We start from the raw sequence: 25,966 nt of genomic DNA on the forward strand, positions 1-25,966 counted from the left end.
CATCAGCCGGAGCGGGCGCGGGGTCCGAACACGGCGGAGCTTCAGGGAGTCGGCCATGATTTTCAAGATGAGCAAGCTGGGATTCGTTGCGGGGGCTGTCCTGCTTTCGACGACATCGGCGATGGCGCAGGCGGTTTCCGCGCCCGCGCCCGCCGCCGATGACGAGCCGCAGGCCGGTGGCGGCGAAAGCGGCGACGGCAACGACATCATCGTCACCGCGCAGCGCCGCAGCGAGCGGCTTCAGGACGTGCCGCTTGCCGTGTCGGCCTTTTCCAGCGAGGATCTCGAAACGCGGCAGGTGAGCAACACGCTCGACCTCGTCAACTATGTTCCCAACCTGATCGGCCACAACAACACGGCGCTCGGGACGGCCAACACCTATTCGCTGCGCGGGCTGGCGAACACCGAATCCATCTCCACCTTCGACCCGCCGGTCGGCACCTATGTGGATGACATCTACATCTCGCGGCAGGGCGCGAACAATTTCTCGTTCTTCGACGTGGAGCGGGTCGAGGTGCTGCGCGGGCCGCAGGGAACGCTGTTCGGGCGCAACACCACCGGCGGCGCGATCAACGTGATCCTGCGCAAGCCGAGCGACCAATATACCGGCTATGTCGATGCCGGCTATGGCCGCTTCAACCGCTTTCAGATGCGCGCGTCCGTCGATGTGCCGATGAGCGAAAAGCTGCTCACCAAATTCTCGGGCTATTACAACCGCGCCGACGGCTATGTTCAGGATCTCGTCACCGGCGAAAAGCTGAACGGCGAAAAGAGCTGGGGCCTGCGCGGCGCGGTGCGGGCGCTGCTTTCGGACAGCGTGACATGGGATCTGACCGCCAGCCAGTCCTATTCGGCGATCGCCAACCTTCCCAATTTCTACGATGCGCAGAACGATCGGCGGATCAGCTACACGCCGCTGCGCACCGATCAGGGTCTGGGAACTGCGCTCGCATCGGCCGGGCTTGCGGACATTCCGCTGGGCAACCGGACGTGGTCGACACTGGTCAGCTCGAACTTCGAAGTGGCGGTGGATGACTCGCTGACGCTCAATTTCATCACCGGCTACAGCTATCTGCGCCAGAAATACATGACCGACAGCTTCGCCGGACTCAGCAGCGCGAGCGTCGTGTTCGACGGGGTCAAGTTCATCTCCGGCTCGCGCGGCACCTCGACGCCGCTGGTCAATGACAGCTGGAGCAAGCAGTTCAGCCAGGAAATCAAGCTGACCGGCAACGCGTTCGGCGACCTGCTGACCTATGTCGCCGGCATCTATTATGTGAACGAGCGCAACTACACGAACTTCGCGAACATCTCGCTTCCGCTGGCCGGCGTATCGGCGGCGCGGGTGAGCGGCGATCGCGTCATGCGCAACGATACCGAGGCCTATGCCGGCTATTTCCAGGGCGACTTCCACCTTACCCCGGAACTGACCTTTACCGCGGGCATTCGCTATACCGACGAGAACAAGACGATCTCGTTCAGCCCGAACGCCAGCCCGCTGGCCCGTTCGTCGGCGATCAACCAGCCGTTCGACACGCAGGACCTGGTCACCGCGGGTATCCCCGTCGAGCTGAAGTCGAAGGTGTGGACCCCGCGTTTCGCGCTGAATTACAAGCTCACGCCCGATGTGATGCTGTTCGCTTCTGCGACCAAGGGGTTCAAGTCGGGCGGCTGGAACTCGCGCGCCTATTACGCGGCGGGCGCGGCGGCGTTCACGAAGGAGACGATCTGGTCGTATGAAGCGGGCCTGCGCTCGGAATTCTTTGACCGGATGCTGAAGGTGAACCTCACCGGCTTCTACTTCATGGATTATGACGCGCAGCTTCCGGGCGGCGGCTATAACCCGGTGACGAACACCATCACCTATCTGACCCGTAACGTCGCCGACATGGAGAATTACGGGCTTGAGGGCGAAATCGCGCTCAACCCGACGCGTGCGCTCAGCCTGTTCTGGAATTTCGGCCTGCAAAAGGCGCGCTACACCAACCTCAATCAGGCGACGAAGGACCAGATCGCGCGCTGCCTGGGCGGCACCTATGCCAACAATTGCAACACCGGCATCGTGACCCCGACGGGTGCGGTCGGCGAACCGACCCGTGCGCCGCGCTTCACCTCGACGCTGGGGGCCAATTACGACTTCGATCTGGGCGGTGGCCTGTCGCTGAAGCCGAGCGTGAACTGGGCCTATGTGAGTGGCACCTGGGTTTCGACCTCGAACGATGCGGCCGGTTTCCAGCCCGCGCACAGCCTGTTCAACGGCGGCCTGACGCTGGCATCCGATTCGGGCTGGTCGCTTGGCGTCGAGTGCAGCAACTGCTTCAACAAGGTCTACAAGACCTCGTTCCTGATCTATCCGTATCTCAGCAATCCGGGCAGCTGGATAGTGCGGGCGCGCTACAAGTTCTGAGGCCGCGCGGAACTCAAGGGAAAGCGGGGGGCCTGCCCTCCGCTTTCCGTCATCTGGATGGAAGGCGATGGCGGAGACGACGAAGACCGATGTGAAGCTGCCGCGGATCAGCAAGGGAAAGCGCTCGCGCTTTTTCGATGATCCGGCGATCGATCAGGTCATGACCTTCCTGCTCGAACTGATGGCCGAAGTCTCCGCGATGCATGAGCGGCAGGATACGGTCGAGCGGCTGCTCGCCGAAAAGGGAACCGTCACGCGTGAGGAGATCGAGGCGTATCGCCCCTCCGCGCAGGTCGAGGCGGCGCGGGCGGACTGGAACAACGCCTTTATTCGCCGCGTGATGCGCCTTCACGATCCCGATTGAATGTGACCGCCTATCCCCATCTGTTCTCGCCGATCCGGATCGGCGGACATCTTTTGCCCAACCGCGTCGTTCACGCATCGACCTCGACCCATTATGCGCAGGACGGGCGCGTCACCGATCGGCTGATCGACTATTATGTCAATCGCGCGCGGGGCGGCGCGGCGTTGCTGGTGAGCGAGCCGATGGCGATGCTGCCCTGGCAGACGCTGCCGACCCGGCCGCAGGTGCTGTCAGGCGTCAACCGCGATGCGCTGGCCCGCTGGGCGGCGGCGGTGACACGGGCGGGCGGCGCGATGCTGGGCCAGGTTCAGGACAATGGCCGGGGGTTTCGCGCTGGCTTTCGCAACCTTGCCGCGCGTGGCGCCTCGGCGCTGCCCGACGATCTGAGCTGGACCGTGCCGGAGGCGCTGACCACCGATGAGGTTCGCGCGATGATCGACGCCTTTGTCGAGAGCTGTGCGAAGCTGGCCGATGCGGGCTTTGCCGGCGTCGAGATTTCGGCAGGCCATGGGCATCTGTTCCACCAGTTTCTTGCCAGCCGGTCGAACCGGCGCACCGATGAATTCGGCGGCGACCTCGCCGGGCGGACGCGGCTTCTGCGCGTGCTGATGCGCGATATCCGGGCGGCGTGCGGTGCGGGATTCATCATCGGCGCCAAATTGCCCGCGTGGGACGGGATGGAGAACGGTATCGACGAGGATGAGGCCGAAGCGATCACCGCGCTCCTCCATGGCGAGGGGGTGATGGACTATCTCACCTATTGCTGGGGCAGTCATTCGGACACGCTCTACACCCATCTTCCCGACAATCACGGCCCGCGCATGCCCTATGTCGAAACGATCCGGCGGCTCGGCCGATCGGCGGCGCCCGGCGTCCCGCTGGGGGCGCTGGGCCTCATCACCGATCCCAATGAGGGCGAACGGATCGTGCGCGACGGGATCGCCGATCTGGTGATGCTCGCGCGTCCGCTGGTCACCGATCCGGCCTGGGCGGCAAAGGCGCGCGACGGCCGCGAATCCGAAATCCGCTATTGCGTGTCGTGCAACAGCTGCTGGCATATGATCACGTCGGGTCGCGGCCTGTTGTGCGACAACAATCCGCGCGTCGGTGCGCCGGACGAGGCGGATTGGCGACCGGAGCCGGCGGCCGTGCGCAAGCGGGTGGTGGTGGTCGGCGCGGGAATCGCGGGGATGGAGGCGGCCTGGGTCGCGGCGGCGCGCGGGCATGACGTCCAGGTCTTTGGCGCGTCGGACCAGATGGGTGGCAAGACCCGCCTCCACGCCATGCTGCCGGGCGGCGAGGGACTCAGCAGCATCTATGATTATCAGGAACTCGCGGCGCGGCGCCACGGCGTGACCCTGCATCTGGGTGCGCGCGCCGATGCCGATGCGATCCTGGCATTGTCACCCGATGCGGTGGTCCTGGCGACCGGATCGACTCCGGCCTGGCCCGATTTCCTGCCGGCGGACTGGCGCGACGAAGGGCTGATCCCCGACCTGCGGGAGGCGGTCCGCCAGCTCGCGGACTATCCCGCGCGCAACCCGGGCATGGCGGTGGTGTGGGATGCCGATCATGGCGGTTTCACCTATGATGCCGTGGAATTCCTCACCACGCGGTTCGAACGGGTGACGATCCTCACCGCGCGCGACCGGATCGCCAGCGACGAATCGCTGATGGTGCGACAGGGGGCCTATTCGCGGCTGTACCGGCGGGGCGTGCGGATCGTCACATCGGTCCGCCCCTTGCCTGCGCCGCGGATCGAGGCGGGCGAGCTGGCCTATTCCAACATCTTCAGCGGCGCGGTCGAGGTGCTGACCGACGTCGCGTTCCTGACCTATGCCACCGCGCGCGTCCCGGACGATGAACTGGCCGCGCCGCTGCGCGCGGCGGGGATCGAGGTGCGGACGGTAGGCGACTGCAAGGCGCCGCGCATCGTCCTGACCGCCACCGCTGAGGGCTATCGCGCGGCCATGGATCTTTAGGAGCGAACAGCATGTATCCCGATCTCGAAGGAAAGGTGGCGATCGTCACCGGCGCCGGGCGCCGCAAGGGGCTGGGCGAGGCGATCGCACGCCGGCTGGCCGAGGATGGCGTGAAGCTGGTGATCCACGATCTGGGTCGGGTGGAGGGCGATCTTGCCCCCGCGCACGGGATCGGGGCGTCGGACGAGATGGCGGCGGTGGCGGACGATCTTCGCCGGATCAATCCGGACATCTCGACCTTTCAGGCCGATATGCGCGAGGAGTCTCAGGTCGCGGCGCTGGTCGCCCATGCGGTGGCGCGGTTCGGGCGGCTCGACATTCTCGTCAACAATGCCGGCGTCGGTTATCTGTTCGGCCCGCTGGTCGATGCGACTCAGGAGATGTGGGACACGGTGATGAACGTGAACCTGCGCGGCGCCTTTTTCGCGACCAAGCACGCCGTGCGTCAGATGCTGACCCAGGACGTGCATCCCGGATGGGGCAGGGGGCGCGTCGTTTCGATTGGCAGTCGCGGATCGAAATCGGGGTCCGCGCTGACCTCCTCCTATATCGCCTCGAAGCACGGGCTGGTCGGCCTGACCCGCTCGGCGGCGATCGAACTGGGGCCGGAGGCGATCACCGTGAACGCCGTCTGCCCCAATCACGTGACGACGGGGCTGGGCAGCTGGCAGAATGATTTCATGGCAAAGGCGCGGGGCCAGACGCTGGACGAATATATGGCGGCGATGCGCGGGCGCATTCCGCTGGGCCGGGTCGGCGAGCCGGAGGATACCGCAAATGCCTGCGCGTTCCTGTGCTCGGGTCAGGCGCGATACATCACCGGCGAGGCGATGAACGTGTCCGGCGGGGAGGAGATGCACTGATCGGCGCTGTGGTGCCGGTGCGGTGGTCAGTCGCCGCCGTCCAGTGCGCCGATCGCGGTTGCCGCGATCCGCTCGTCCTGATCGGCGGTGCCGCCTGAAATGCCGATCGCGCCGGCGACGACATCGTTTTCGGCGCGGATCGGCACGCCGCCCGCCATCGGCAGATAATCGGTGAGCGCCAGCAAGGCGGGATCGGACGCGACACGCTCGGCCAGCACCCTGCTGGGCGCGCGGAGCAGCGCGGCGGTGCGCGCCTTGCGCTGCGCGACATCGGCCGTCAGCATGCCGGCACCGTCCATCCGAGCGAGCGCCAGCGGATATCCGCCGGCATCGGCGACCGCCGCCGTGATCGCCACCCCCTCGCGCGTCGCCGCTGCCAGCGCGGCGTCGATCAGGTTCCGCGCGTCGCGCGCATCGAGATATGGCCTCAATTGCATGGGTATCGGACCTTTGCTGTTGTGGGTTATGGTCGAACCGGCCACCGCCCGGCGACCCTGCCGGGTCGCACGCGACGGACCGGGCCGGGGGCAATATTGGGGGAGTGTGTTTCTTGCCGGGTGAAAACGACGATATCGTCGCGGTCGATCGCGGCCAGGCGGTTCCGCTCTATCATCAGATTTTCCTGCAATTGCGCGAGGAGATCACGAGCGGCGAGCGCGCGTTCGGGTCGCGCATGCCGACGGAGCAGGAGCTGTCGGCCCAGTTCGGCGTCTCGCGCATCACAGCGCGCCGGGCGCTGGACGAACTGGCCGAAAATCATCTGGTCGAGCGCAAGCGGCGCGTCGGCACGACCGTGGTGTTCCGCTCTCCCGCCAAGCCGATCCAGGGCAATATCGAACAGGCGCTCGATTCGCTGCTGACCTTCGGCCGGGCGACGCGGGTCAAGCTGCTTGAGGTGGAAACCGTCCCTGCGCGGGCGCCGATTGACGAGGCGCTGGAGATTCCGGCGAACAGCGACGTGCTGCGCGTCGTGCGCGTGCGCTGGCTGGAGGATCAGCCGGTCGGCTATTTCATCAGCTATATTCCGGTCAGCCTGGGTGCAGGCATGACCCGTGCCAAGCTGAAATCGACGCCGATGCTGGCGCTGCTGGAGGAAGCGGGCGTCCATATCGGATCGGCGCGACAGACGATTTCGGCGACGCTCGCCGATGCCGCGCTGTCGTCGGTGCTTCAGGTCGATATCGGATCCCCGATCCTGCGGGTCAGCCGCACGGTGCTCGATACCCGGGGTGCGCCGGTGCAGCACATCCTGGCGCAATACAGGTCCGACCGATACCAGATCCGTCTCGATCTCAATTCCCCCAGCTCGGCGGCGCAGCTTTTGTGATCGCCGCCTCATTTGATATATAGATATAACAAAAAGGGCGCGCTATCCAGCCTGTCGTGATCGGATGGAGGAGCGCGGGGCAATGAGCGACTGGACGACGGACACGGACCCGGCACTGCTGCGAATCGTCGCGACGACCGCTTGCGTCCCCGATCTCGATGCTGCGGAGGCGGCATATACCGGTGTTCTGGGCTATCGTGTCGTCGAACGCGGGCCGGTCGATGCCGGGCTGGCCAGCCAATGGGGGGCGCCGGCGACCGCCGGGGCGCGGTGCGTCACGATGCAGTCGGACGGTGATGCCGACACATTCGTCCGCCTGGTCGAGGCACCGGCGGTGACCGGCTATCGCCCGCTCACCAGCTTTGGATGGACCGCGTTCGAAATCATCGTCGATGACGTCCACGCGCTCGCCGAACGGCTGGCCGATTCGCCGTTCACCGTCATCGGAGCGCCCCGCCCGTTGCAGTTCATGCCCTCCATCATCGCGATGCAGGCGATCGGCCCGGGCGGCGAATGCCTCTACTTCACGATGGAAAGCGGCGATCGTGACACCTCGATCCTGCCGCCACCCGGCGGGTTCGTCGGACGCACCTTCATCGTCGTGTGCGCCGGTCCGGATTTCACCGCCATGCTGCGCTGGTATGTCGATCGGTTCGCGCTGCGCGAGCGCCCGGTGCGCCAGAGCAAGGTGGAGATCATCCAGCATGCGCAGGGCCTGGCCGCCGACCATGTAATCGAACTGAGCGCGATCGGCATGCGCCAGCGCGGCAACCTGCTGGAACTGGACGGTTATCCAACCGGCCCCGGCAGGATCGCGGACGTGCGGCCGGCGCATCCGGGGATGCTCCCGCCCGGCAACGCGATCGTCACGCTGGAGGTCGCCGATCTGAGCCTGGTTGCCGACCTGCCCGGTGCGGCGCCGGCGGCGCGCGACGAGGCGGTGTATCGCGGCCGTGCGGCGCGGACCGTCATCGGCCCGGCCGGCGAACGGATCGAGCTGATCGCGGCTAGGTAATTGTACTAAGACTATATCAAATGTCTTGCGGTTCGGCGGCAGCCGTGGTTTTCTGTTGCCGATACGCTGTCCACGGGAGTTCAGGATGAAGGTTCGCGACCTGCAACACGAGATGCTGCCCGATACCAGCGTCGAAGCGCGCAGCCGCCAGGAGGCGGTCGTCGCGCTGCGTCGCCTGCTCAACACCCGCGTGCGGCCGCACAACGTCGCGGCGTTCGAGTGCGAGGCGCTTCCCGCGTTCGTCACCGCGAACGGACGCGCACCGCAATCGCCCGACGACGTCCGCGACGCGTTTCTGATGTCGCCCAGCTATCGTCGCTGGAGCGCGGCGAACCGCGCCGCGCAGGAGATGATCTGGGTATCGGTCGGCGAACCCATCTATCGCGATCTCGATCGTATGCGGACCGCCGCGCGCAGCCTGATGGATGCGCCGGATCGCAAGGGCAGCCTGTCGCTCGATCCGGCCTATGATCCCTCGCCGGAGGTGGCCGATACCGACATCCATCTTCAACCCGGCGGCTATGCGCTGGATCAGGGGGAGGACGATGTCGCCGCCGGGGCGCTGTACGAATGCGGCGGCAACGTCTTTTCCTTTGGTCAGGGAATCGGCCGGGGTGACAGCAAGGCCGGGGTGGTGCTGCGCCTGCTGGACGAGCATTTCGAGGGATTTCGCCCGCACCGCATCCTCGACATCGGCTGCTCGGCGGGTGCGGCGTCGGCGGCCTATGCCGCGCATGATCCCGAGGCGGAGGTCCACGCGGTCGATATCGGCGCCGGCATGCTGCGCTATGCGCATGCGCGCGCCGAATCGCTGGGTGTTGCGGTGCATTTTCACCAGATGGACGCCGCCGCGATGACGTTCGCGGACGAGAGCTTCGATCTGGTCGTCTCGCACAATCTGATGCACGAAATCGGTCAGGACAAGCGCCGCGCGATGATCCGCGAGGCGCGCCGCCTGGTGCGGCCCGGCGGGATCGTGATCCATCAGGACGTGGCGATCCGCAACCAGCCCACGCTGGTGCATCAGGTGGAACGCGACTGGGACACGCATTTCAACGGCGAGGTGCATTGGAGCACCTATGCGACCGCCGATCTGCGCGCCGACATGATCGCCGCCGGTTTTGCGCCCGACGAGGTGGTCGAGCATGATCTGGCGGCGCTTCAGGGCTTCGCCAACAACCGCTGGTACGCGATCAGCGCCCGGAAGCCGGCGGCGTGACGACCACCAGCGCGGAGGCATTGATCGCCCTGATCTCATCGGCCCGTGGCGAGCGCCCGCAGAGCATGGGCTGCGCGGAGGCCGAGGAGGTGTTGAACGTGACGCTGGCGTTGCTGGTCGAACTGTCCGTCGCCAGCGACCGGATCGATCGGCTGGAACGACTGGTCGCGGACCTGCGGAACGAGCCGGTGTCCGTGCTCCGCAAGGTCACCTGGGACGGCGACGATGCGGCACGCGAGCGCCAGGAGGCGCGCGAGGCGCTGCTCACCCGGGCGATGCGCATCTTCCTCGATCCGCGCGTCCAGGCGCATGACCCCGCCTGATCAGGTGCTCCGCCAGAAGGCGGGGGCTGTGGACACGGCGCCCGGTCGTCGCGCCGCGCACGTCGATCAGGCCTGTGGCACCCAGCAATCGACCAGTTCGCCGGCGGTCGCGAACCAGGTCGCTTCGTCCTCCGCCAGTCGCGCCAGCATCGTCTCGAACGCGTCCATGCGATAGGGCAGGCCGGTGATGTAGGGCGTGAGGGTGAAGGGCAGGACCCGCCCCGATCGATACCGCGCCGCTTCGCCTTTCAGCCAGTCCAGCGCGTCGCCCAGCTGCTGGGCCACGCTGTCCATCGACTGCTGCTGCACGCCGATCATCTGACGGTCGGACAGTTCGTGGTTGAACGGCACGCTCACGATCGTCCCCGCCGACGTGGTGGCGACGTAGGGAAGGTCGTCATTCACCCAGTCGCACATATAGTCGAACCCCGCCTCGACCAGCAGGCGCGGGGTGTCAAAGCTCTGCGACCGCGCGATCGACTGCCAGCCGCGCGGCGCGTGGCCGATCGCGTCGGCGAGCGTATCGCGTGCCTGCACGATGATCGCGCGTTCCGCGTCCTCCGCCATGCCGCCAGCGATCGTGGCATTCATGTCGGTCGAATGGGCGACGATCTCATGCCCCGCCGACAGGATATCGGCGATGATCGAGGGGTAGCGCGTCGCGATCGCGGCGTTCGCGGCCACCGTCACCTTCACCCCGGCCTTCGCGACGGCATCGAGCAGGCGATAGAAGCCGACCCGGGTGCCATATTCGCGCGCGGTATAGTGGCGATAGTCGGGATAGGGCGTGACCATGTGGCCCGGCGCGCGGAACGGCGTGTCCGCAGGCGTGATCGGAAACCATTCGAGGTTCACCAGCAGTGTCACCGCGACCGGCTTGCCACCCGGCCATACGACCGGCTTGCGCCCCGGCATGGGTGAGGGCGGGTAGAGCGTGTGGTCCATGCCGGCGCGACGCTGCGGATATTCGAGATAGGCGGGATCGAGGGTCATGCCGCTGCTCCGTGATAGCGTGCCGCATCCGCCGCGACGGCGTCATAGCCGCCGGACGACAGGAAATGGTCGGCGATGTCGCCGGACCGGGTGATCCACGCCCGCCCGTCGGCGGCGATGTGGCGCAGCACCTCCTCGAACGGGCCGATCCGGTGCGGCTGGCCGATCAGATAGCTGTGCAGCGGGATGCACATCACCGTCCCGCCCGGGCCGTCCGCCGCCTCCGCATCGGCCGCCAGCCGCTCATATTGGCGGATCAGCGTATCGGCATATTCGCGCGGCGACATGTTGTAGACGAAGAAGCCGTAATGGTCGTTCACCTCGATGCTGTAGGGCATCGAAACCAGCCGCCCCTGCTTCACATGGACCGGCGCGGGCTGGTCGTCATGATAGAGGTCGCAGGTGTAGGTCATGCCATATTCGGCGATCAGGTCGAGCGTGCGTGGCGTGTGCGTGAGTGCGGGCGCCAGCCAGCCGCGGATCGTCTGTCCGGTGGCGTCGCGCACCGTGCGGATCGAATCCTCGATGATCGCGCGCTCCTGGGCCTCGTCCATGCCGTAGCTGTAGCGGGTGTTGTAGATGCCGTGGCTGAAGAATTCCCAGCCCAGGTCATTGGCGTTCGCCACCACGTCCGGATGATGCTGGCACAGCGCGACGGAGAGCGACACCGATCCCTTGAACCCGTGCTTTTCCATCACCTCCGCCATCCGCCAGTGGCCGATGCGGTTCGCGTAATCGCGGTGACCATAGCCGACCACGTCGGGATGCGGCCTGGGCCAGCTCTTGCGCTGGGGATTGGCCGGTGGGTCGATCTCGTAGAATTCGAGATTGGGGGAAACCCACACGGCGACTTTCCTGTCGCCGGGCCATGTCAGTTTCGCCCGGTCGCGCCAGGGGCGGAAATCATACAGGCCGGGATCGGGCTCGCCTTCGCGCATCACCGCGCCTCCAGCCAGCCGATCACCTCATCCACCCCGACGACATCGGCATATTTGAGCTGAAGATCGGTCAGATTGGCGAAGTGATAGCTTTCATGCTTGTCCGCGCATGTCTCGATCGGGACGATGGTGCGATACCCCCGGCTCAGGCTGTCGACCGCGGTGGCGCGGATGCAGCCGGATGTCGATCCGCCGGTGACCACCACCGTGTCCACCTTGTGCCACACCAACAGGCTTTGCAGCGGCGTTTCGAAAAAGGCGGACGGCATGCGCTTGGTATAGATCGCGTCCCGGTCGTGATCGATCTCGCACCGGTCGTCGAATTCGTGGCGGCGCGACCCGTATTTGATGTTCTGGAGCGAATCGGGCGTGTCGGTCCGCGTTCCCCACACGCCGGCGTCGCTCGCATCCTTCATATAGGCGACATGGGTCCAGATCACCGGCATTCCGCGCGTGCGCGCCAGGCGGGAGATGGTGTTCACATATTCGATCTGGCGCGGGTCGGTCTCATAGGCGGTCTTGAACTCGTCGATCCGCGTATAGGCGTTCTGGAAATCGACGTTCACGATCGCGATCTTTTCGCCAAAGCCGAACCGGGCGCGGGCGGGGTTGGCCATCACCTCCTCGAACATCTGGCGCGCGGTCTTGTCCTCGCGGATCATTTTCGTGCCGATCGTCATTCCGCAGCCTCCATCCTGTGCGCGCGTGGTTCGGGAACGAAGCCGAGCGGAAGCCCCGCATCCGGCGTGAATCCATAGAGCGGTTCGCCCGGCAGCGCGTCGATCAGGATGCGCCGCACGTCGAGCAACGCGGCCAGGTCGATGCCCGTGCGAAGCCCCATCGCCTGAAGCATGAACACCAGATCCTCGGTCACGATATTGCCGCTTGCGCCCGGCGCTGCCGGACAGCCGCCGATGCCGCCCAGCGATGCGTCGATCGTGTCCAGCCCGGACTCAAGGGCCGCGACGACGTTCGCGAGTCCCAGCCCGCGGGTATTGTGCAGGTGGATGCCGGTAAGCGCGCGATCGCCCACCACGCCGCGCACCGCGCGCACCATCTTCCGGACGGCGGAGGGATCGGCGAAGCCGGTGGTGTCGGACAGCCCGACCTCGTCGCAGCCGGCGTCCATGAGCCGTTCGGCAAGCGCCAGGATCTGATGGAGCGGGATCGCCCCCTCCAGCGTGCATCCGAACACGGTGGACAGGCTCCCCTCGAAATGGGGGCGACGCTCACGCGGCTGGGCGGCGATCAGCCGGGCGATGCCGCGCGCTTCGTCGATCACCTGGTCGTGGGTGCGCCGCAGATTGGCCAGGCTGTGCGTTTCCGATACCGACAGCGGCAGGGTGATCTTGTCCGCGCCGGCCGCCACCGCCGCCTCCGCGCCGCGCAGATTGGGTACCAGGACCGCGACGGTCAGCCCGGGAATCGTCTTGGCAAAGCCAACGATTTCGGCAGTATCGGCCAGTTGGGGAAGGAGTTTGGCGGGGACGAAGCTTCCCACCTCGATCTCGCGCACGCCCGCCGCCGCTTCGGCGGCGATCCACGCTTTTTTCGCGTCGGTCGACATGATGCGGTCGATGCTTTGCAGGCCGTCGCGCGGCCCGACCTCGCTGACCAGAATTTCGGACGTCATCAAACCTCCGCTTGCTTTATTGTCCTATTTCTATATCAAATAGTCCCGGGCTGTCGAGACGCTGCGACGCAAAAGTTAAGAGAAACAGGGATGACCGAATCGCTGCCGCTTGCCGGTCTGAAGGTGGTGGAATTCACCCATATGGTCATGGGGCCGTCGGTCGGCCTCATCCTGGGTGACCTGGGGGCAGATGTCGTGAAGGTCGAGCCGGAAGGCGGCGATCATACGCGGCGGCTGCTCGGATCGGGCGCGGGCTATTTCCCGATGTTCAATCGCAACAAGCGCAGCGTGACGCTCGACCTCAAATCGGAATCGGGAAAGGCGGCCGCGCGCGATCTGATCGACGGCGCGGACGTGGTGATCGAAAATTTCCGCCCCGGCGCGCTGGCGAAGCTGGGCCTTGGACCCGAGGCGTTCAAGGACAGCAATCCGCGCCTCATCTACTGCACCGCGAAGGGATTTCTGACCGGCCCCTATGAACATCGCACCGCGCTGGACGAGGTTGCGCAGATGATGGGCGGGCTTGCCTATATGACCGGTCCGCCGGGTCGGCCGTTGCGCGCGGGCGCGTCGGTGATCGATATCGCCGGCGGCATGTTCGGGGTGATCGGCATCCTGGCCGCGCTGGAGCGGCGCCACCGCACCGGCCTGGGCGGTGAGGTCAAATGCTCGCTGTTCGAAACCACCGCCTTTCTGGTCGGCCAGCATATGGCGCAAAAGGCGGTGACGGGAACGTCCGCGCCACCGATGCCGGCGCGGATTTCCGCCTGGGCCGTCTATGATGTCTTCGAGACTGCCGATCCGGCGGAGCAGCTGTTCATCGGGGTGGTAAGCGACGCACAGTGGAAGGCGTTTTGCGAGGAGTTCGAACTCACCGACTTCGCGACCGATGAGAGCCTTGCCCGCAACAATGATCGCGTGGTGCAGCGCGATCGCGTGCTGCCGCCGCTCCGGGCGATGTTCGCGGCGATGCCGCGCGCGACGATCATCGCGCGGCTTGAGGTGATCGGACTCCCGTTCGCGCCGATCATGCGGCCCGACGACCTGTTCGAAGACCCTCATCTGCTCGCCAGCGGCAATCTGGTCGAGGTAACGCTCGAAAATGGCGAGAAGGCGAAACTGCCCGCGCTGCCGATCGAATTCGACGGCGCGAAGCCGGGCCTGCGCCGCGACCTTCCCCGCGCGGGCGAGCATGACGACGAGATATTGAGGTCGCCGGCAGGAGAGGATCGTCACCGTTGAACCGGACGATCTTCGACAAGATCTGGGATGCGCACCGCGTCGCCGGTGCGCCGGGCGGACTGGATCTGATCCTGATCGACCGGATTCTGCTGCACGAGCGGACCGGAGGTGTCGCCTTGCGCGGGCTGGAGGAGCGCGGCTTGCCGGTATTCGCCCCGGATCAGGCATTCGCGGTGATGGACCACATCATCGACACGCGCCCTGGCCGAACCGATCACACGCTGATGCCGACCGGGACCGACTTCATCCGTGCGACGCGGGACGCTGCCGGGCGGGCCGGAATCCGCCTGTTCGACCTTGATGACCCGCGACAGGGGATCGTCCATGTCGTGTCGCCGGAACTGGGGATCGTGCTGCCGGGCGCGACGCTGATCTGTCCCGACAGCCACACCTGTTCGCAGGGTGCGCTGGGCGCGCTGGCCTGGGGAATCGGATCGACTGAGGCGGAACACGCTCTCGCCACCGCGACGCTGCGCGTGCGGCGTCCGCCGCGCATGCGGGTACGTGTCGATGGCGAACTGGCGCCGGGGGTCACCGCAAAGGACCTGGCGCTCGCCTTGCTCGGACGGTTCGGCGTGGGCGGCGGCGCCGGCCATGTCGTCGAATATGGCGGACGCGCGATCCGTGCGCTGGATGTCGAGGGCCGGCTCACCCTGTGCAACATGGGGACCGAATTTGCCGCCTTCACCGCGATCATCGCGCCCGATGAAAAGGTGATCGACTATCTGCGCGGCCGGGACTTCGCGCCCGCGGGGGAGCAGTGGGACGCCGCCATCGACCACTGGATGGGGCTGGCCAGCGATCCGGACGCCGAATTCGATATCGAGCATGTCTTCGACGCGCGTGACGTCGCGCCGATGGTCAGCTGGGGGACCAGCCCGCAACAGGTCGCCCCGATCGATGGCGTGGTGCCGGCGCATGACGCGGAGACCCGGCAGGACAGCGACGATGCCCGCGACCGCGCGCTCGCCTATATGGGCCTGACCCCCGGTGACCGGCTGGCCGGCCTGCCAATCGATGCGGCATTCATCGGATCATGCACCAACAGCCGGATCGGCGATCTGCGCCGCGCCGCCGCCCTGCTGAAGGGGCGACGCGTCGCCGATGGCGTGCGGGCGATCTGTGTTCCCGGTTCGACGCAGGTGAAGCGACAGGCCGAGGCAGAGGGGCTGGACGCGATTTTCCAGGCCGCGGGCTTCGAATGGCGTGAATCGGGCTGTTCGATGTGCTTCTTCGCGGGGGGTGAGAGCTTCGGGGCGCAGGAACGCGTGATTTCGTCCACCAATCGCAATTTCGAAAGTCGCCAGGGTCCCGGCACGCGCACCCATCTGGCCTCGCCCGAGACCGTCGCGGCGTCGGCGATCGCCGGGCGGATCGCCGATCCGCGCAGGGTGGCGGCGTGATGCGGCCATTCACCCGCCTGTCTGCGCGCGCCGTGCCGCTGATCCGCGACAATGTCGATACCGACGCCATCATCCCTTCGCGCGAGATGCGCAGCGTTTCGAAAAAGGGGCTGGCCGACGGCTTGTTCGCGGGATGGCGGTACACCCGGATCGGCGGGCGTGATCCACAGGCGGAGTTCGTACTGAACCAGCCCCGCTATGCGGGCGCCGAAATCCTGGTGAGCGGCGCGAATTTCGGATGCGGTTCGAGCCGCGAGCATGCCGTGTGGGCGCTCGCGGAATATGGTTTTCGCGCGGTCGTCGCACCCTCGTTCAATCCGATCTTTCAGGGCAATTGCATCGCCAATGGCGTCGTTCCCGCGATCGTCGATGCTTCGACGATCGCCGCGATCGCTGCCGGGCTTGAAGGCGCCGACCCGCCGATGCTGACGATCGACCTTGCCGCGCAGACCGTGTCGCTTCCCGGCGGCGCGACCTGGACGTTCGCGATCGATGCCGAAGCGCGTGAGGCATTGCTGGCCGGGCGCGATCCGATCGCGCAGACGCTTCAGATGGCCGGGCAGATCCGCGCGTTTCGCGCCGGCGACATGGCCGCGCGTCCCTGGATCTACGATACCGTCGCTCGCGGGTAGGCGGGGCGTGTGATCGCGCCGTAACGAAAAGGCGCCGAGGTCTCCCCCGACGCCTTCGCATTCACAATCGATCGCTGCCCTCAGGCCGCCTTCGCGCGGCTCTGACGCTTGCGCTCGTGCGGATCGAGGAAGCGTTTGCGCAGGCGGATCGTCTTCGGCGTCACCTCGACCATCTCGTCGTCGTCGATATAGGCGATGGCCTGTTCCAGCGTCATCTTCTTGGGCGGGGTCAGCCGGATGGCGTCGTCCTTGCCCGACGAGCGGATGTTGGTCAGCTGCTTCGCCTTCATCGGATTGACCTCAAGGTCGTCCGGCTTGGCGTTCTCGCCGATGATCATGCCCTCGTACAGCGCCTCGCCATGGCCCACGAACAGGATGCCGCGCTCTTCCAGGCTGTTGAGCGAATAGGCGTTCGCCTCGCCCGCGCCGTTGGAGATGAGCACGCCGTTCTTCCGACCCTCGATCGCGCCCTTGTACGGGCCGTATTTCTCGAACAGGCGGTTCATGATGCCGGTGCCGCGCGTGTCGGACAGGAATTCGCCGTGATAGCCGATCATGCCGCGGCTGGGCGCGCTGAAGGTGATGCGCGTCTTGCCGCCGCCCGACGGGCGCATGTCGGTCATCTCCGCCTTGCGCAGGTTCATCTTCTCGACCACCGCGCCCGAATGTTCGTCATCGACGTCGATGATGACGGTCTCATACGGCTCCATGCGCTGGCCATCCTCTTCGCGGAACAGCACGCGCGGACGGCTGATGCCGAGTTCGAAGCCCTCGCGGCGCATCGTCTCGATCAGCACGCCAAGCTGAAGCTCGCCGCGGCCGGCCACTTCGAAACTGTCCTTGTCGGCGGCCTCGGTCACCTTGATCGCGACGTTCGATTCGGCTTCACGGAACAGGCGGTCGCGGATCATGCGGCTGGTGACCTTCGACCCCTCACGGCCGGCCATCGGCGAATCGTTGACGGCGAAGCGCATCGACAGGGTGGGGGGGTCGATCGGCTGGGCGACGATCGGTTCGGAGACGCTGGTATCGGCGATGGTGTTGGCGACGGTCGCGACGGTCAGGCCGGCCAGGCTGATGATGTCGCCCGCCTCTGCCTCGTCCACCGGCACGCGGTCGAGGCCGCGGAACGACATGATCTTCGACGCGCGACCGGTCTCGATCACCTTTCCGTCGGCGTCGAGCGCGTGGATCGCCTGGTTCGCCTTGATCTTGCCGCTGGTCACGCGACCGGTGAGCACGCGGCCGAGGAAGTTGTCGCGGTCGAGCAGCGTCACCAGGAACGTGAAGGGCGCGTCGGCGTCGAGCGCGGGCGGGGGGACGTGATCGACGATCTTCTGGAACAGCGGCTCGAGCGTTCCTTCGCGCAAGGACGGTTCCTCATTCGCATAGCCGTTGCGGCCCGATGCGTAGAGGACGGGGAAGTCGAGCTGTTCGTCGGTGGCGTCGAGGCTGACGAACAGGTCGAACACCTCGTCCAGCACTTCCTGGATGCGTTCGTCCGGGCGATCGATCTTGTTGACCACCACGATCGGGCGCAGGCCGAGCTTGAGTGCCTTGCCGGTCACGAACTTGGTCTGCGGCATCGCGCCTTCGGAGCTGTCGACGAGCAGGATGACGCCATCGACCATGGAAAGGATCCGCTCCACCTCGCCGCCGAAATCGGCGTGGCCCGGGGTATCGACGATGTTGATCCGCGTGCCGTTCCACTCGACCGAGGTCGGCTTGGCGAGAATGGTGATCCCGCGCTCCTTTTCCAGGTCGTTCGAATCCATCGCCCGCTCTTCGACGCGCTGATTGTCGCGAAAGGTGCCGGACTGGCGGAAAAGCTGGTCGACGAGCGTGGTTTTGCCGTGGTCGACGTGGGCGATGATCGCCACGTTGCGGAGGTTCATGTCATTTCCTGAATGCCGCAGAAGCGCGGTTCGGGCGCGCCCTTAGCGGAATTTGTGCGCCGCGCAAAGAGCGAGGGCGTCGGTCATCCAGCGATGTCGGTGTCGATCAGCGCCGATGCGCGTGCTTGATCTCGGTCATCCATCCGGCGCGGATGTCCGGCACGGAGAAATCGGTGCGGCGCTGGCGCGCGTTTTCGAGGCAGATCGGCCCTTCGAATTCAAGGCCGGCAACATCGTCTTTCAGCCAGGCGACGGTCGCCGTGACCGGTTCGGCGCACCCGACCAGGATCGTGACCTGATCGCCCGGAGCCAGTTTCCCCGCCTGCACGATTCGCACGCCCCGGGCCGACAGGTTCGACACGCGGTGCAGCGTCGGTTCGCCGCCCTGATGCCGAAAGACCTGCGCCATCAGCATCAGGCTGACGCGCGGAACGCGTTCGACATGATGGGGCATCGTCCGGAACATCCTCTCTGGCTGCGACTTCAGCGGCAACCATGACGCTGATTTCTTTGAAAATGCTTAATCGCGGAGCAACCGAAGCTGCACGCCGCAGGTCAGCGCGCCCAGCGCGCGACGATATCGGTGCGCACTTCGGTGAGGGCCAGGCTGCGGCCGCGAATTTCGAAGTTCAGCGTCGCGTCGCCGCCGCTGGGGCAGCAATTGCCGTCCTTGTCGCGCCACAGCTTGCTGAAGCCGCCCATGCCCTCGAAATCATAGTCGATGCCCTTCCAGATTCCGAACCCCTTGGGCAGGCGCGCGTCGAGGCCGTCGCGCCAGCTTTCCAGTTCGATATCCTGCCATGCCCCGGCACCGTCGTCCCAGCGGTAGAGAAGGTCGGCATTGCCCTCGCCGGTTCCCGCACGGCGGCCGGGGACCCAGATCAGGCCGCCCTGGGTGATGCGCGGCGGTTCGTAGACGACGCCATCGAACGAGAAGCCGATCAGCCGTGCCGTGCCATAGCCGCTGCCCGCCCAGAGCACGATGCCGGCGCCGACGCCATCGCGCGCCGACGCGCCCTCCATCATCTGCCAGTAGACCGAGCGACCGGACTTGTCCCACAGGATCCCCGAGGCGGTGACGCGGCATCCCTGGTTCAGCCACGACGCCATACAGGTCTCACCACGCGCGGACGGCGTCTTTACATAATCGCGCACGCCCTTCGCCTGCGAAAGCGCGGCATCGAGCTGTTCGATGAAGTCGCGGAAGCGCTGGGCCAGCGCGTCGTCGTCGATCGGCTTGCCATCATAATCGCGCGCGGTCCGGATCTCGCGAAGCGCCTCCGCCTGTCGCGCCTGCCAGGTCGCGGTACGGTTGCCGGTGGCGATCACCTGCATGAACTTGGCATGGAGTTCGGCGCGGAGCGGCGCCAGCGCCGCCGATCCGCAGACGCGGGGGCCATAGGCGGCGGCGCAGGGCGGCGGGGGCGGCAGCGGAGCGGAGGGCTGCGTCTGTGCCAGCGGCGCGGACGGGGCGGCGAACAGCGCCGCGAGCGCCAGCAGGCTAGCGCGCATCGCCGGGTGCATCGCCGGTCGCGGGTTTCAGGCGATAGACCTTGCCCAGATCGACCATCGACGGCTGCGTCGCCGCGGCGGTCGCGACCGGCACCCAGACCGCGATTGAACCGGCAATCATCATCTTCAGCCTGCGTTCCATGTCCTCACCTGTACCGCGTACATCTTAACAGCTCGCCCCATGCGAACATCTGACAAAGCCTGTCGGTTGCGAAGTTGATTATGTGTATTATATGAACGATACACTTGAAGGTGAAGCGGTTCCCGTTCATCTAGTCCGGAACCGCTGGAGAAATGTGGCATGGCGACCGAAACTGCGACTGCCGAAAAGACCGACGACCTGGTGTTGACCGCACCGGAACCGCTGAAGGAACGGCCGATCGAGAAGATGGCCGGGCTGGTGCCGGTCGATGACGCGAAGAAGAGCGAGCTGGTGACCCGGGTCGAAGGGTTCATCGACGATCTGGTCGCTCAGGATGTGAACTCGCCCGAATTCGGCAAGCGGGTCGATGCGATCACCGCGATGGGGCAGAAGGAAATCCGCGACGCGGCGGGCCAGTCCAACCGCTTCCTCGACCGGCCGGTCCGCGCGATGGACAAGGATGCGGGGGTGGGCGGCGACCTTGCCGAACTGCGCCGCACGATCGAGGATCTGGATCCCGGCAAGCGCGGCGACCTGTTGCAGCGCAAGAAGATTTTCGGAATCATCCCGTTCGGCAACAAGCTGCGCAACTATTTCGACAGCTACAAGTCGAGCCAGACGCATATCGCCTCGATTTTGAAGCGGTTGCAGTCGGGCAAGGACGAACTGTTGATGGACAATGCCGCGATCGACGTCGAGCGGCAGAATCTGTGGGCGGCGATGGGGCGGCTGGAACAGATGATCTACATCTCCAAGGAGATGGACCAGCGGCTGGAGGACAAGGCGAACGACCTGGATCACAGCGATCCCGCCAAGGCGAAGGCGATCCGCGAAACCGCGCTGTTCTACACCCGCCAGCGTACCCAGGATCTGCTGACCCAGATGGCGGTGACGGTGCAGGGCTATCTGGCGCTGGACCTGGTCAAGAAGAACAATGTCGAACTGGTGAAGGGCGTCGATCGCGCCAGCACCACCACCGTCGGCGCGTTGCGCACGGCGGTAACGGTGGCCCAGGCGCTCACCGCCCAGCGGCTGGTGCTCGACCAGGTGACGGCGCTCAACACCACCACCGCGAACATCATCGATTCGACGGGCAAGCTGCTGAAGGACAATACCGGCCGCATCCACGAACAGGCGGCGTCGAGCACGATCCCGATCGAAACGCTGCAACGCGCGTTCCAGAATATCTATGACACGATGGACGCGATCGACGTGTTCAAGATCAAGGCGCTCGACAATATGAAGACGACGGTCAACGTGCTGTCGAACGAGGTCGAAAAGTCCAAGGGCTATATCGCCCGCGCGGAAGGTGCGGCGCAGAACCAGGTGTCCGGGGGTGCCGAACAGTTCAAGCTGGAGGCGCTGTAAGCCCCGATGCCGACCGAAATCGACCGCCAGATCGACCGCGCGAGCGCGGTGCTGAATCGATCGCGTGAGCGCTACACGACGCTGAACGCGCGTGCGAAACGCCGGCGCGAGGCGGAGATCCTGACGCGCGTCGGCCGCATCGCGGCATCGGCGGGGGTGATCGTCGTCGGCGCGATGATCCTGGGCTGGTTCGTGCCGCTGGGCATGGGCGGCGCGCTGATCGTCATGGCCCTGTTGATCGCGGTGACGCTGTTCTTTGGCCTGGCGCCGACGCGAGGCGAAGTAACGCCCGAACGGTTCGGTGAGGTGCGGCTGGCAACGCTGCCGCTCCAGACCGAAGAGTGGCTGGACCGGCAACGGCCGATGCTTCCGGGCGCGGCGATGCCGCTGGTCGATGCGATCGGCGTGAAGCTCGAGACGCTGGCGGGACAGCTCAAGACGCTGAACGAGGGGGAGCCGGCGGCGGCCGAGGTGCGCAAGCTGGTCGGTGAGCAGTTGCCCGAGCTGATCAAGGGGTATCAGCGGGTGCCGGAAAATCTGCGCGGGGTGGACCGCTACGGGCAATCGCCGGACAGGCAGCTGGTCGATGGGCTGGGCCTGATCGACCAGGAGATCGCCCAGATGTCGGCACAACTGGCGCAGGGCGATCTCGATGCCCTGGCCACGCGCGGGCGCTACTTGCAGGTCCGCTATCGCGGCGACGACGAGGTCAGCGGATAGGCGTTCCCAGCGCCGCGACCGCGCGGGGACGCAGCCGGTCGGCGGCGGCGGCGTGGATGCCCGGCGCGGTGGCGAGCAGTCCGAAACTTTCCCCGCGCGGCGTGTTGAAGCGGAGTTTCCGGCCCAGCGCGTCGGTGATGGTCGCGCCCGCCTCGCGCGCGATCAGCACGGCGGCGGCGATGTCCCAGTCGGCACCCCAGCGAAAGGTGGCGAGGAGATCGGCCTCGTCCGCCGCGACCATCGCCATGCGCAGCGCGATCGAGTTCGGTTTTTCGACCCGAACCAGATCCGAATCGACCCTGGGCAGGTCGTCGGCCGGCACGCGCGCGCCGGTCAGTTCGCGCCGGAGCGATGCGGCAAGTGCGCGCCCGTCGCGGGTCGCGCCGCGTCCGGCTTGCGCGATCCAGTGTTCGCCCCGCGCGGGCGCGTCCAGCACCCCGATCACCGGCTGGCCATCCTCGACCAGCGCGACCGACACTGCCCAGCCGGGCCGGTGGCGCAGATAGTCGCGGGTGCCGTCGATCGGATCGACCACCCAGACCCGGCGGTGCGACAGGCGGGCAAGGTCGTCGGCGGTTTCCTCCGACAGCCAGCCGGCGTCGGGGAGCAGTGCAGACAGGCGGGCGCGGAGCAGTTCATCGACCGCCAGATCGACCTCGCACACGAAATTGTCGGGCGATTTTTCCCATTTGCGCACGTCCTGCCCGAACCGGCCGAGCGCGAGCCGCCCCGCCTCGGCGGCGATTTCGCTGACGGCGTGGCGCAGCGCGTCATCCACTGGCGACCGTCATCCCGTCGATGCGCAGCGTCGGCACGTTGACGCCGTACCGGAATTCGAGATCGTTCGCGGGGGTGAGGTCGCGGAACATCGATTGCAGCGTGCCGGCAATGGTGAATTCGCTGATCGGACCCGCGATCTGCCCCTTTTCGATCAGGAAACCGGCCGCGCCCCGGCTATAGTCGCCGGTGACGATGTTCACGCCCTGACCGATCAGGTCGGTGACATAGACTCCGTAATCGATGTCGGCGATCAGCGTGTCGGCGGGGACGTTGCCATTTTCCAGATAGAGGTTGCTGGGGGACGCGCCCGGCGCGCCGCCGATCCCGCGACTGGCATGGCCGGTGGGTTCGAGGCCAAGCTGGCGCGCGGCGGCGCTGTCGAGCAGCCAGGTCTGGAGCACGCCATCCTCGACCAGCGCGCGCGGGGAAACCGGAAGCCCTTCGCCATCGAACGGGCGCGAGCGCAGGCCATGGGGCCGGTGGGGATCGTCGAGGATCGCGATGCCCGGCGCGAAAATCCGGCTTCCCATCGCGTCGAGCAGAAAGCTGGTCCGGCGGGTGATCGCGCTGCCGGAAATGGCGCCGGCGAGGTGGCCCAGCAGTCCTGCGCCGACACGCGGGTGGAGGATGACGGGCATCGCGCCGCTGCGCACCCGGCCGGGATTGACACGCGCAGCGGCGCGCGCGCCCGCGCGGGCGCCGACGCTGGCGGGGGATTCGAGATGGCGGGCGTGGCGCGCGCTGTGGTACGCATGGTCGCGCTCCATCGCGCCGGCGGCGCCGGCCAGGACGCTGGCGGAGACGCCGTGGCTGGTCACCGCATAGGCGCCGGCGAAGCCGTGGCTGGTGCCGAGCGCCCAGATCGACCGGCTCGCCCCCGCACCGCCGCCTTCGCTGTTGGTGACGCCGGGGACCGCCCGCGCGGCATCCTCCGCCTCCAACGCGCGGACCCTCAGCGCGGCCGGGTCGCCCAGTTCGCCGTCATCGAGATCGAGATCGGGGATGGTCCCGTGAAGCAGCCGGTCGGCGGGGGCCAGGCCGGCCCATTCGTCCTCGGGCGCCTCCCGTGCCATCGCCACCACCTTTTCCGCCAGCGTGTCGAGCGCGGCGGGGGTGAGGTCGGTGGTCGAGATGCTGGCCGAACGCCGCCCGCAAAAGACGCGCAGGCCAAGGTCCTCATGCTCGGCGCGGCCCACATCCTCAAGGGCGCCGAGGCGCACCGAGACCGAGAGCGACTCGCCGGCCGAAAGGACGGCATCGGCGGCGTCGGCACCCGCCTTCATCGCGCGGGCGATCGCGTCCTGGACGCGGTTCTGTGCCTGATCTGGAACTAGCATCGACGCGATCTAGGAAGCCGGACGCGCCGCGTCAAAAGGCCGTCGTCCCGACGACGAAGCAGGCGGCGAACATCAGCAGCCCGGCATCGCGGTTGGACCGGAACCGCGCGAGCGCATTGGCGCCGTCGGCGCGGTGCAGCGTCGCCACCTGCCACACCAGGTGCAGCGCCATCGGCGCCAGGGCGAGCAGCGCCAGCGGGTCGGGACGGACGAGCCAGAACGCGGCACCCCACAAAGCGAGGGCGAGCAGGTAGAAGGCGGCGACGCCGGGCCGGACCGCAGCGCCCAGCCGTCGCGCCGAGGACCGGACACCGACCAGCGCGTCATCCTCGACATCCTGAAGCGCGTAGATCGTGTCATAGCCGATTACCCAGAAGATCGTGCCGCCGTAGAGGAGCAGCCCGGCGGGCGGCAGATCGCCCGTGACCGCCGCCCAGCCGACCAGCGCCGCCCAGGAAAAGACGAGGCCGAGCCACGCCTGCGGCCACCAGGTGATCCGCTTCATGAAGGGGTATGCGGCGACCAGCAGGAGGCTGGCGAGCGCGATCCCGGCGGCGAAGGGATTGAGCTGGAGCAGGACGACGAGGCCGATCAGGCAGAGCGCGCCGAGCCACGCCCATGCGGCCTTGAGGCTCACCGCGCCGCTGGCGAGCGGGCGGGTGCGCGTGCGCGCGACCTGACGGTCGAGATCGCGGTCGACGATGTCGTTATAGACGCATCCAGCCCCGCGCATCGCGATGCTGCCGAGCAGGAACCACAGGATCAGGTCCCAGCGATCGACCGCTCCGCCCGACAACGCGATCGCCCACGCGCCGGGCCAGAACAGCAGCCACCAGCCGATCGGACGGTCGAACCGGGCGAGCAGGGCGTAGGGCCGTGCAGCGGCGGGGAGCAGGCGCAGCAGCCCGCGATGCTCGGTATCGGGGACGATGTTCGGATCGCTGGCCAAAATTCCTCCGTCACCCTGGCCTTGTGCCGGGGTCCACCGTGCCGCACGCGCTGCGCGTGAGCCTCTATCCCCGGACTTGCCGCGCAGTGGATCCCGGCACAAGGCCGGGGTGACGAAAGATGTGTGTGACGATATGGCTCGGTGATGATCGCCACTCCCGCATGGCCGCCGCAATCGACCCCGCGCCTGTTCGTCGAACCGCCGCTGTCCGCCGGAGGGATGCGCCGGCTCGATGGGCCACAGGGCCATTATCTGGCGAGCGTCATGCGGCTGAAGGCGGGCGATCCGGTCAAATTGTTCGACAATGCGACCGGGGAGTGGCTGGCGGTCGCGGCCGAGGTGCGCAAGCGCGACGTCACGCTGGAAGTGCGCGAGCGGCTGCGCGAGCGCGAGGCGGTGCCTGACCTGTGGCTGTGCGCCGCGCCGATCAGGAAGGGGCGGATCGACTGGGTGGTCGAAAAGGCGTGCGAGCTGGGCGTCGCCCGCGTCGCGCCGGTGCTGACGCGGCGCGCGGTGGTGGACAAGCTGAACCTCGACCGGCTGCGTGCGCATATGGTCGAGGCGGCGGAGCAGTGCGGCCGCACCGCGCTGCCCGAACTGGTGGAGCCGGTGAAGCTGGCGGCGATGCTGCGCGCATGGCCCGTCGATCGCGCGCTGTTCTTCGCCGACGAGACCGGCGGCGCGCCCGCACTGGCGGCCATGCGCGGGCATGCAGGGCCGGCAGCGATCCTGATCGGCCCGGAAGGCGGGTTCGACGCCGAGGAACGCGATGCGATCCGCGCGGTGCCGCAGGCGGTGGGAATTTCGCTTGGCCCGCGCATCCTGCGCGCCGAGACCGCCGCGGCGGCGGCGGTGAGCCTGTGGATGGGCGCGGCGGGAGACTGGTGATCGCCCCCCGGCGATATTCACGGGTAGCCGGGGA

The 25,966-nt window shown here is 66.8% G+C and carries 26 protein-coding genes; 14 read left to right on the plus strand and 12 right to left on the minus strand.

Annotated elements, in window-relative coordinates; genetic code table 11:
- Positions 1–55 precede the first annotated feature (55 nt).
- The 4 genes from KF783_RS07815 (at position 56) to KF783_RS07830 (ending at position 5,616) form a co-directional block, all read left to right on the plus strand.
- Entirely contained in the window at positions 56–2,407 is a 2,352-nt protein-coding gene (locus KF783_RS07815; protein ID WP_294077986.1) for a TonB-dependent receptor, read from the plus strand.
- 67 nt (positions 2,408–2,474) lie between these two features.
- Complete coding sequence (locus KF783_RS07820; protein ID WP_294077988.1) at positions 2,475–2,771, plus strand: hypothetical protein; 297 nt, start codon at positions 2,475–2,477, stop codon at positions 2,769–2,771.
- A 2-nt stretch (positions 2,772–2,773) separates the two neighbouring features.
- Positions 2,774–4,753: an FAD-dependent oxidoreductase gene (locus KF783_RS07825; RefSeq protein WP_294078344.1), complete on the plus strand. Its 1,980-nt coding sequence runs from the start codon at positions 2,774–2,776 to the stop codon at positions 4,751–4,753.
- An 11-nt stretch (positions 4,754–4,764) separates the two neighbouring features.
- Positions 4,765–5,616: an SDR family oxidoreductase gene (locus KF783_RS07830; RefSeq protein ID WP_294077990.1), complete on the plus strand. Its 852-nt coding sequence runs from the start codon at positions 4,765–4,767 to the stop codon at positions 5,614–5,616.
- A gap of 26 nt (positions 5,617–5,642) precedes the next feature.
- Here the strand turns inward: KF783_RS07830 and KF783_RS07835 are convergent, their stop codons facing one another.
- Entirely contained in the window at positions 5,643–6,053 is a 411-nt protein-coding gene (locus KF783_RS07835) for a heme-binding protein (protein WP_294077992.1), read from the minus strand.
- Between the two features lie 113 nt (positions 6,054–6,166).
- On the opposite strand from KF783_RS07835, the gene KF783_RS07840 reads away from it, so the two are divergent.
- The 4 genes from KF783_RS07840 to KF783_RS07855 all read left to right on the plus strand — a co-directional run bounded on the left by KF783_RS07840 (position 6,167) and on the right by KF783_RS07855 (position 9,500).
- Positions 6,167–6,943 carry a GntR family transcriptional regulator gene (locus tag KF783_RS07840; RefSeq protein ID WP_294077994.1) on the plus strand — a complete coding sequence of 259 codons (777 nt, stop codon included), beginning with the start codon at positions 6,167–6,169 and terminating at the stop codon, positions 6,941–6,943.
- 82 nt (positions 6,944–7,025) lie between these two features.
- On the plus strand, positions 7,026–7,958 hold the full coding sequence (locus tag KF783_RS07845; protein ID WP_294077996.1) for a VOC family protein: 933 nt from the start codon (positions 7,026–7,028) through the stop codon (positions 7,956–7,958).
- A gap of 85 nt (positions 7,959–8,043) precedes the next feature.
- Positions 8,044–9,177 (plus strand): class I SAM-dependent methyltransferase, encoded by a 1,134-nt coding sequence (locus tag KF783_RS07850; RefSeq protein ID WP_294077997.1) that lies wholly within the window; start codon positions 8,044–8,046, stop codon positions 9,175–9,177.
- Positions 9,174–9,500 carry a hypothetical protein gene (locus KF783_RS07855; protein WP_294077999.1) on the plus strand — a complete coding sequence of 109 codons (327 nt, stop codon included), beginning with the start codon at positions 9,174–9,176 and terminating at the stop codon, positions 9,498–9,500. Before KF783_RS07850 ends, KF783_RS07855 begins: the two co-directional genes overlap by 4 nt.
- Positions 9,501–9,566: 66 nt before the next feature.
- On the opposite strand, the gene KF783_RS07860 is transcribed toward KF783_RS07855, so the two are convergent.
- From KF783_RS07860 to KF783_RS07875, 4 genes are read right to left on the minus strand one after another with little or no spacing between them, the layout of a single operon-like run.
- Positions 9,567–10,493: a polysaccharide deacetylase family protein gene (locus KF783_RS07860; protein ID WP_294078001.1), complete on the minus strand. Its 927-nt coding sequence runs from the start codon at positions 10,491–10,493 to the stop codon at positions 9,567–9,569.
- Positions 10,490–11,431, minus strand: coding sequence for a polysaccharide deacetylase family protein (locus KF783_RS07865; protein ID WP_294078003.1), 942 nt, complete (start codon positions 11,429–11,431; stop codon positions 10,490–10,492). Before KF783_RS07865 ends, KF783_RS07860 begins: the two co-directional genes overlap by 4 nt.
- On the minus strand, positions 11,431–12,111 hold the full coding sequence (locus tag KF783_RS07870) for an isochorismatase family protein (RefSeq protein ID WP_294078004.1): 681 nt from the start codon (positions 12,109–12,111) through the stop codon (positions 11,431–11,433). Before KF783_RS07870 ends, KF783_RS07865 begins: the two co-directional genes overlap by 1 nt.
- Positions 12,108–13,064, minus strand: a complete 957-nt coding sequence (locus KF783_RS07875) for a hydroxymethylglutaryl-CoA lyase (RefSeq protein ID WP_294078005.1) — start codon at positions 13,062–13,064, stop codon at positions 12,108–12,110. The genes KF783_RS07870 and KF783_RS07875 overlap by 4 nt, the downstream gene beginning before the upstream one ends.
- Before the next feature lie 90 nt (positions 13,065–13,154).
- On the opposite strand from KF783_RS07875, the gene KF783_RS07880 reads away from it, so the two are divergent.
- From KF783_RS07880 to leuD, 3 genes are read left to right on the plus strand one after another with little or no spacing between them, the layout of a single operon-like run.
- Positions 13,155–14,306, plus strand: a complete 1,152-nt coding sequence (locus KF783_RS07880) for a CaiB/BaiF CoA-transferase family protein (protein ID WP_294078007.1) — start codon at positions 13,155–13,157, stop codon at positions 14,304–14,306.
- A complete protein-coding gene (locus tag KF783_RS07885) occupies positions 14,303–15,709 on the plus strand; it encodes a 3-isopropylmalate dehydratase large subunit (RefSeq protein WP_294078008.1) in 1,407 nt (468 codons plus the stop codon). The genes KF783_RS07880 and KF783_RS07885 overlap by 4 nt, the downstream gene beginning before the upstream one ends.
- Complete coding sequence (gene leuD / locus KF783_RS07890) at positions 15,709–16,341, plus strand: 3-isopropylmalate dehydratase small subunit (RefSeq protein ID WP_294078346.1); 633 nt, start codon at positions 15,709–15,711, stop codon at positions 16,339–16,341. Before KF783_RS07885 ends, leuD begins: the two co-directional genes overlap by 1 nt.
- Positions 16,342–16,421: 80 nt before the next feature.
- Here the strand turns inward: leuD and typA are convergent, their stop codons facing one another.
- From typA to KF783_RS07910, 4 genes are all read right to left on the minus strand, one after another.
- Positions 16,422–18,236 carry a translational GTPase TypA gene (typA, locus tag KF783_RS07895; RefSeq protein WP_294078010.1) on the minus strand — a complete coding sequence of 605 codons (1,815 nt, stop codon included), beginning with the start codon at positions 18,234–18,236 and terminating at the stop codon, positions 16,422–16,424.
- A 106-nt stretch (positions 18,237–18,342) separates the two neighbouring features.
- Positions 18,343–18,690 (minus strand): PilZ domain-containing protein, encoded by a 348-nt coding sequence (locus KF783_RS07900; protein WP_294078011.1) that lies wholly within the window; start codon positions 18,688–18,690, stop codon positions 18,343–18,345.
- Between the two features lie 101 nt (positions 18,691–18,791).
- Positions 18,792–19,748 carry a hypothetical protein gene (locus tag KF783_RS07905; protein WP_294078013.1) on the minus strand — a complete coding sequence of 319 codons (957 nt, stop codon included), beginning with the start codon at positions 19,746–19,748 and terminating at the stop codon, positions 18,792–18,794.
- Positions 19,738–19,890 carry a hypothetical protein gene (locus tag KF783_RS07910; protein WP_294078015.1) on the minus strand — a complete coding sequence of 51 codons (153 nt, stop codon included), beginning with the start codon at positions 19,888–19,890 and terminating at the stop codon, positions 19,738–19,740. The genes KF783_RS07905 and KF783_RS07910 overlap by 11 nt, the downstream gene beginning before the upstream one ends.
- 159 nt (positions 19,891–20,049) lie before the next feature.
- Between KF783_RS07910 and KF783_RS07915 the strand changes: the two genes are divergently transcribed.
- Both KF783_RS07915 and KF783_RS07920 read left to right on the plus strand, forming a co-directional pair.
- A complete protein-coding gene (locus KF783_RS07915) occupies positions 20,050–21,258 on the plus strand; it encodes a toxic anion resistance protein (RefSeq protein ID WP_294078018.1) in 1,209 nt (402 codons plus the stop codon).
- 6 nt (positions 21,259–21,264) lie between these two features.
- A complete protein-coding gene (locus tag KF783_RS07920; protein WP_294078019.1) occupies positions 21,265–21,978 on the plus strand; it encodes a hypothetical protein in 714 nt (237 codons plus the stop codon).
- On the opposite strand, the gene KF783_RS07925 is transcribed toward KF783_RS07920, so the two are convergent.
- The 3 genes from KF783_RS07925 to ubiA are packed head-to-tail and all read right to left on the minus strand — an operon-like array spanning position 21,968 to position 25,044.
- Positions 21,968–22,756 carry a 3'(2'),5'-bisphosphate nucleotidase CysQ gene (locus tag KF783_RS07925; RefSeq protein WP_294078022.1) on the minus strand — a complete coding sequence of 263 codons (789 nt, stop codon included), beginning with the start codon at positions 22,754–22,756 and terminating at the stop codon, positions 21,968–21,970. The genes KF783_RS07920 and KF783_RS07925 overlap by 11 nt on opposite strands.
- On the minus strand, positions 22,749–24,095 hold the full coding sequence (locus KF783_RS07930) for a TldD/PmbA family protein (protein ID WP_294078024.1): 1,347 nt from the start codon (positions 24,093–24,095) through the stop codon (positions 22,749–22,751). The genes KF783_RS07925 and KF783_RS07930 overlap by 8 nt, the downstream gene beginning before the upstream one ends.
- A gap of 31 nt (positions 24,096–24,126) precedes the next feature.
- Positions 24,127–25,044 (minus strand): 4-hydroxybenzoate octaprenyltransferase, encoded by a 918-nt coding sequence (ubiA, locus tag KF783_RS07935; RefSeq protein WP_294078027.1) that lies wholly within the window; start codon positions 25,042–25,044, stop codon positions 24,127–24,129.
- A gap of 144 nt (positions 25,045–25,188) precedes the next feature.
- Here ubiA and KF783_RS07940 point away from each other — a divergent pair, with 144 nt between their 5' ends.
- Entirely contained in the window at positions 25,189–25,932 is a 744-nt protein-coding gene (locus KF783_RS07940) for a 16S rRNA (uracil(1498)-N(3))-methyltransferase (RefSeq protein ID WP_294078029.1), read from the plus strand.
- The last annotated feature ends 34 nt before the right edge of the window (positions 25,933–25,966 follow it).

Source organism: Sphingomonas sp., assembly GCF_019635455.1.
Classification (GTDB): domain Bacteria; phylum Pseudomonadota; class Alphaproteobacteria; order Sphingomonadales; family Sphingomonadaceae; genus Sphingomonas.

Coding starts and splice junctions, on each gene's coding strand:
- KF783_RS07815 (WP_294077986.1), top strand. CDS start 56: ATGATTTTCAAGATGAGCAAGCTGGGATTCGTTGCGGGGGCTGTCCTG.
- KF783_RS07820 (WP_294077988.1), top strand. CDS start 2,475: ATGGCGGAGACGACGAAGACCGATGTGAAGCTGCCGCGGATCAGCAAG.
- KF783_RS07830 (WP_294077990.1), top strand. CDS start 4,765: ATGTATCCCGATCTCGAAGGAAAGGTGGCGATCGTCACCGGCGCCGGG.
- KF783_RS07835 (WP_294077992.1), bottom strand. CDS start 6,053: ATGCAATTGAGGCCATATCTCGATGCGCGCGACGCGCGGAACCTGATC.
- KF783_RS07845 (WP_294077996.1), top strand. CDS start 7,026: ATGAGCGACTGGACGACGGACACGGACCCGGCACTGCTGCGAATCGTC.
- KF783_RS07850 (WP_294077997.1), top strand. CDS start 8,044: ATGAAGGTTCGCGACCTGCAACACGAGATGCTGCCCGATACCAGCGTC.
- KF783_RS07860 (WP_294078001.1), bottom strand. CDS start 10,493: ATGACCCTCGATCCCGCCTATCTCGAATATCCGCAGCGTCGCGCCGGC.
- KF783_RS07865 (WP_294078003.1), bottom strand. CDS start 11,431: ATGCGCGAAGGCGAGCCCGATCCCGGCCTGTATGATTTCCGCCCCTGG.
- KF783_RS07870 (WP_294078004.1), bottom strand. CDS start 12,111: ATGACGATCGGCACGAAAATGATCCGCGAGGACAAGACCGCGCGCCAG.
- KF783_RS07875 (WP_294078005.1), bottom strand. CDS start 13,064: ATGACGTCCGAAATTCTGGTCAGCGAGGTCGGGCCGCGCGACGGCCTG.
- KF783_RS07880 (WP_294078007.1), top strand. CDS start 13,155: ATGACCGAATCGCTGCCGCTTGCCGGTCTGAAGGTGGTGGAATTCACC.
- leuD (WP_294078346.1), top strand. CDS start 15,709: ATGCGGCCATTCACCCGCCTGTCTGCGCGCGCCGTGCCGCTGATCCGC.
- typA (WP_294078010.1), bottom strand. CDS start 18,236: ATGAACCTCCGCAACGTGGCGATCATCGCCCACGTCGACCACGGCAAA.
- KF783_RS07900 (WP_294078011.1), bottom strand. CDS start 18,690: ATGCCCCATCATGTCGAACGCGTTCCGCGCGTCAGCCTGATGCTGATG.
- KF783_RS07905 (WP_294078013.1), bottom strand. CDS start 19,748: ATGCGCGCTAGCCTGCTGGCGCTCGCGGCGCTGTTCGCCGCCCCGTCC.
- KF783_RS07910 (WP_294078015.1), bottom strand. CDS start 19,890: ATGGAACGCAGGCTGAAGATGATGATTGCCGGTTCAATCGCGGTCTGG.
- KF783_RS07915 (WP_294078018.1), top strand. CDS start 20,050: ATGGCGACCGAAACTGCGACTGCCGAAAAGACCGACGACCTGGTGTTG.
- KF783_RS07920 (WP_294078019.1), top strand. CDS start 21,265: ATGCCGACCGAAATCGACCGCCAGATCGACCGCGCGAGCGCGGTGCTG.
- KF783_RS07930 (WP_294078024.1), bottom strand. CDS start 24,095: ATGCTAGTTCCAGATCAGGCACAGAACCGCGTCCAGGACGCGATCGCC.
- KF783_RS07940 (WP_294078029.1), top strand. CDS start 25,189: ATGATCGCCACTCCCGCATGGCCGCCGCAATCGACCCCGCGCCTGTTC.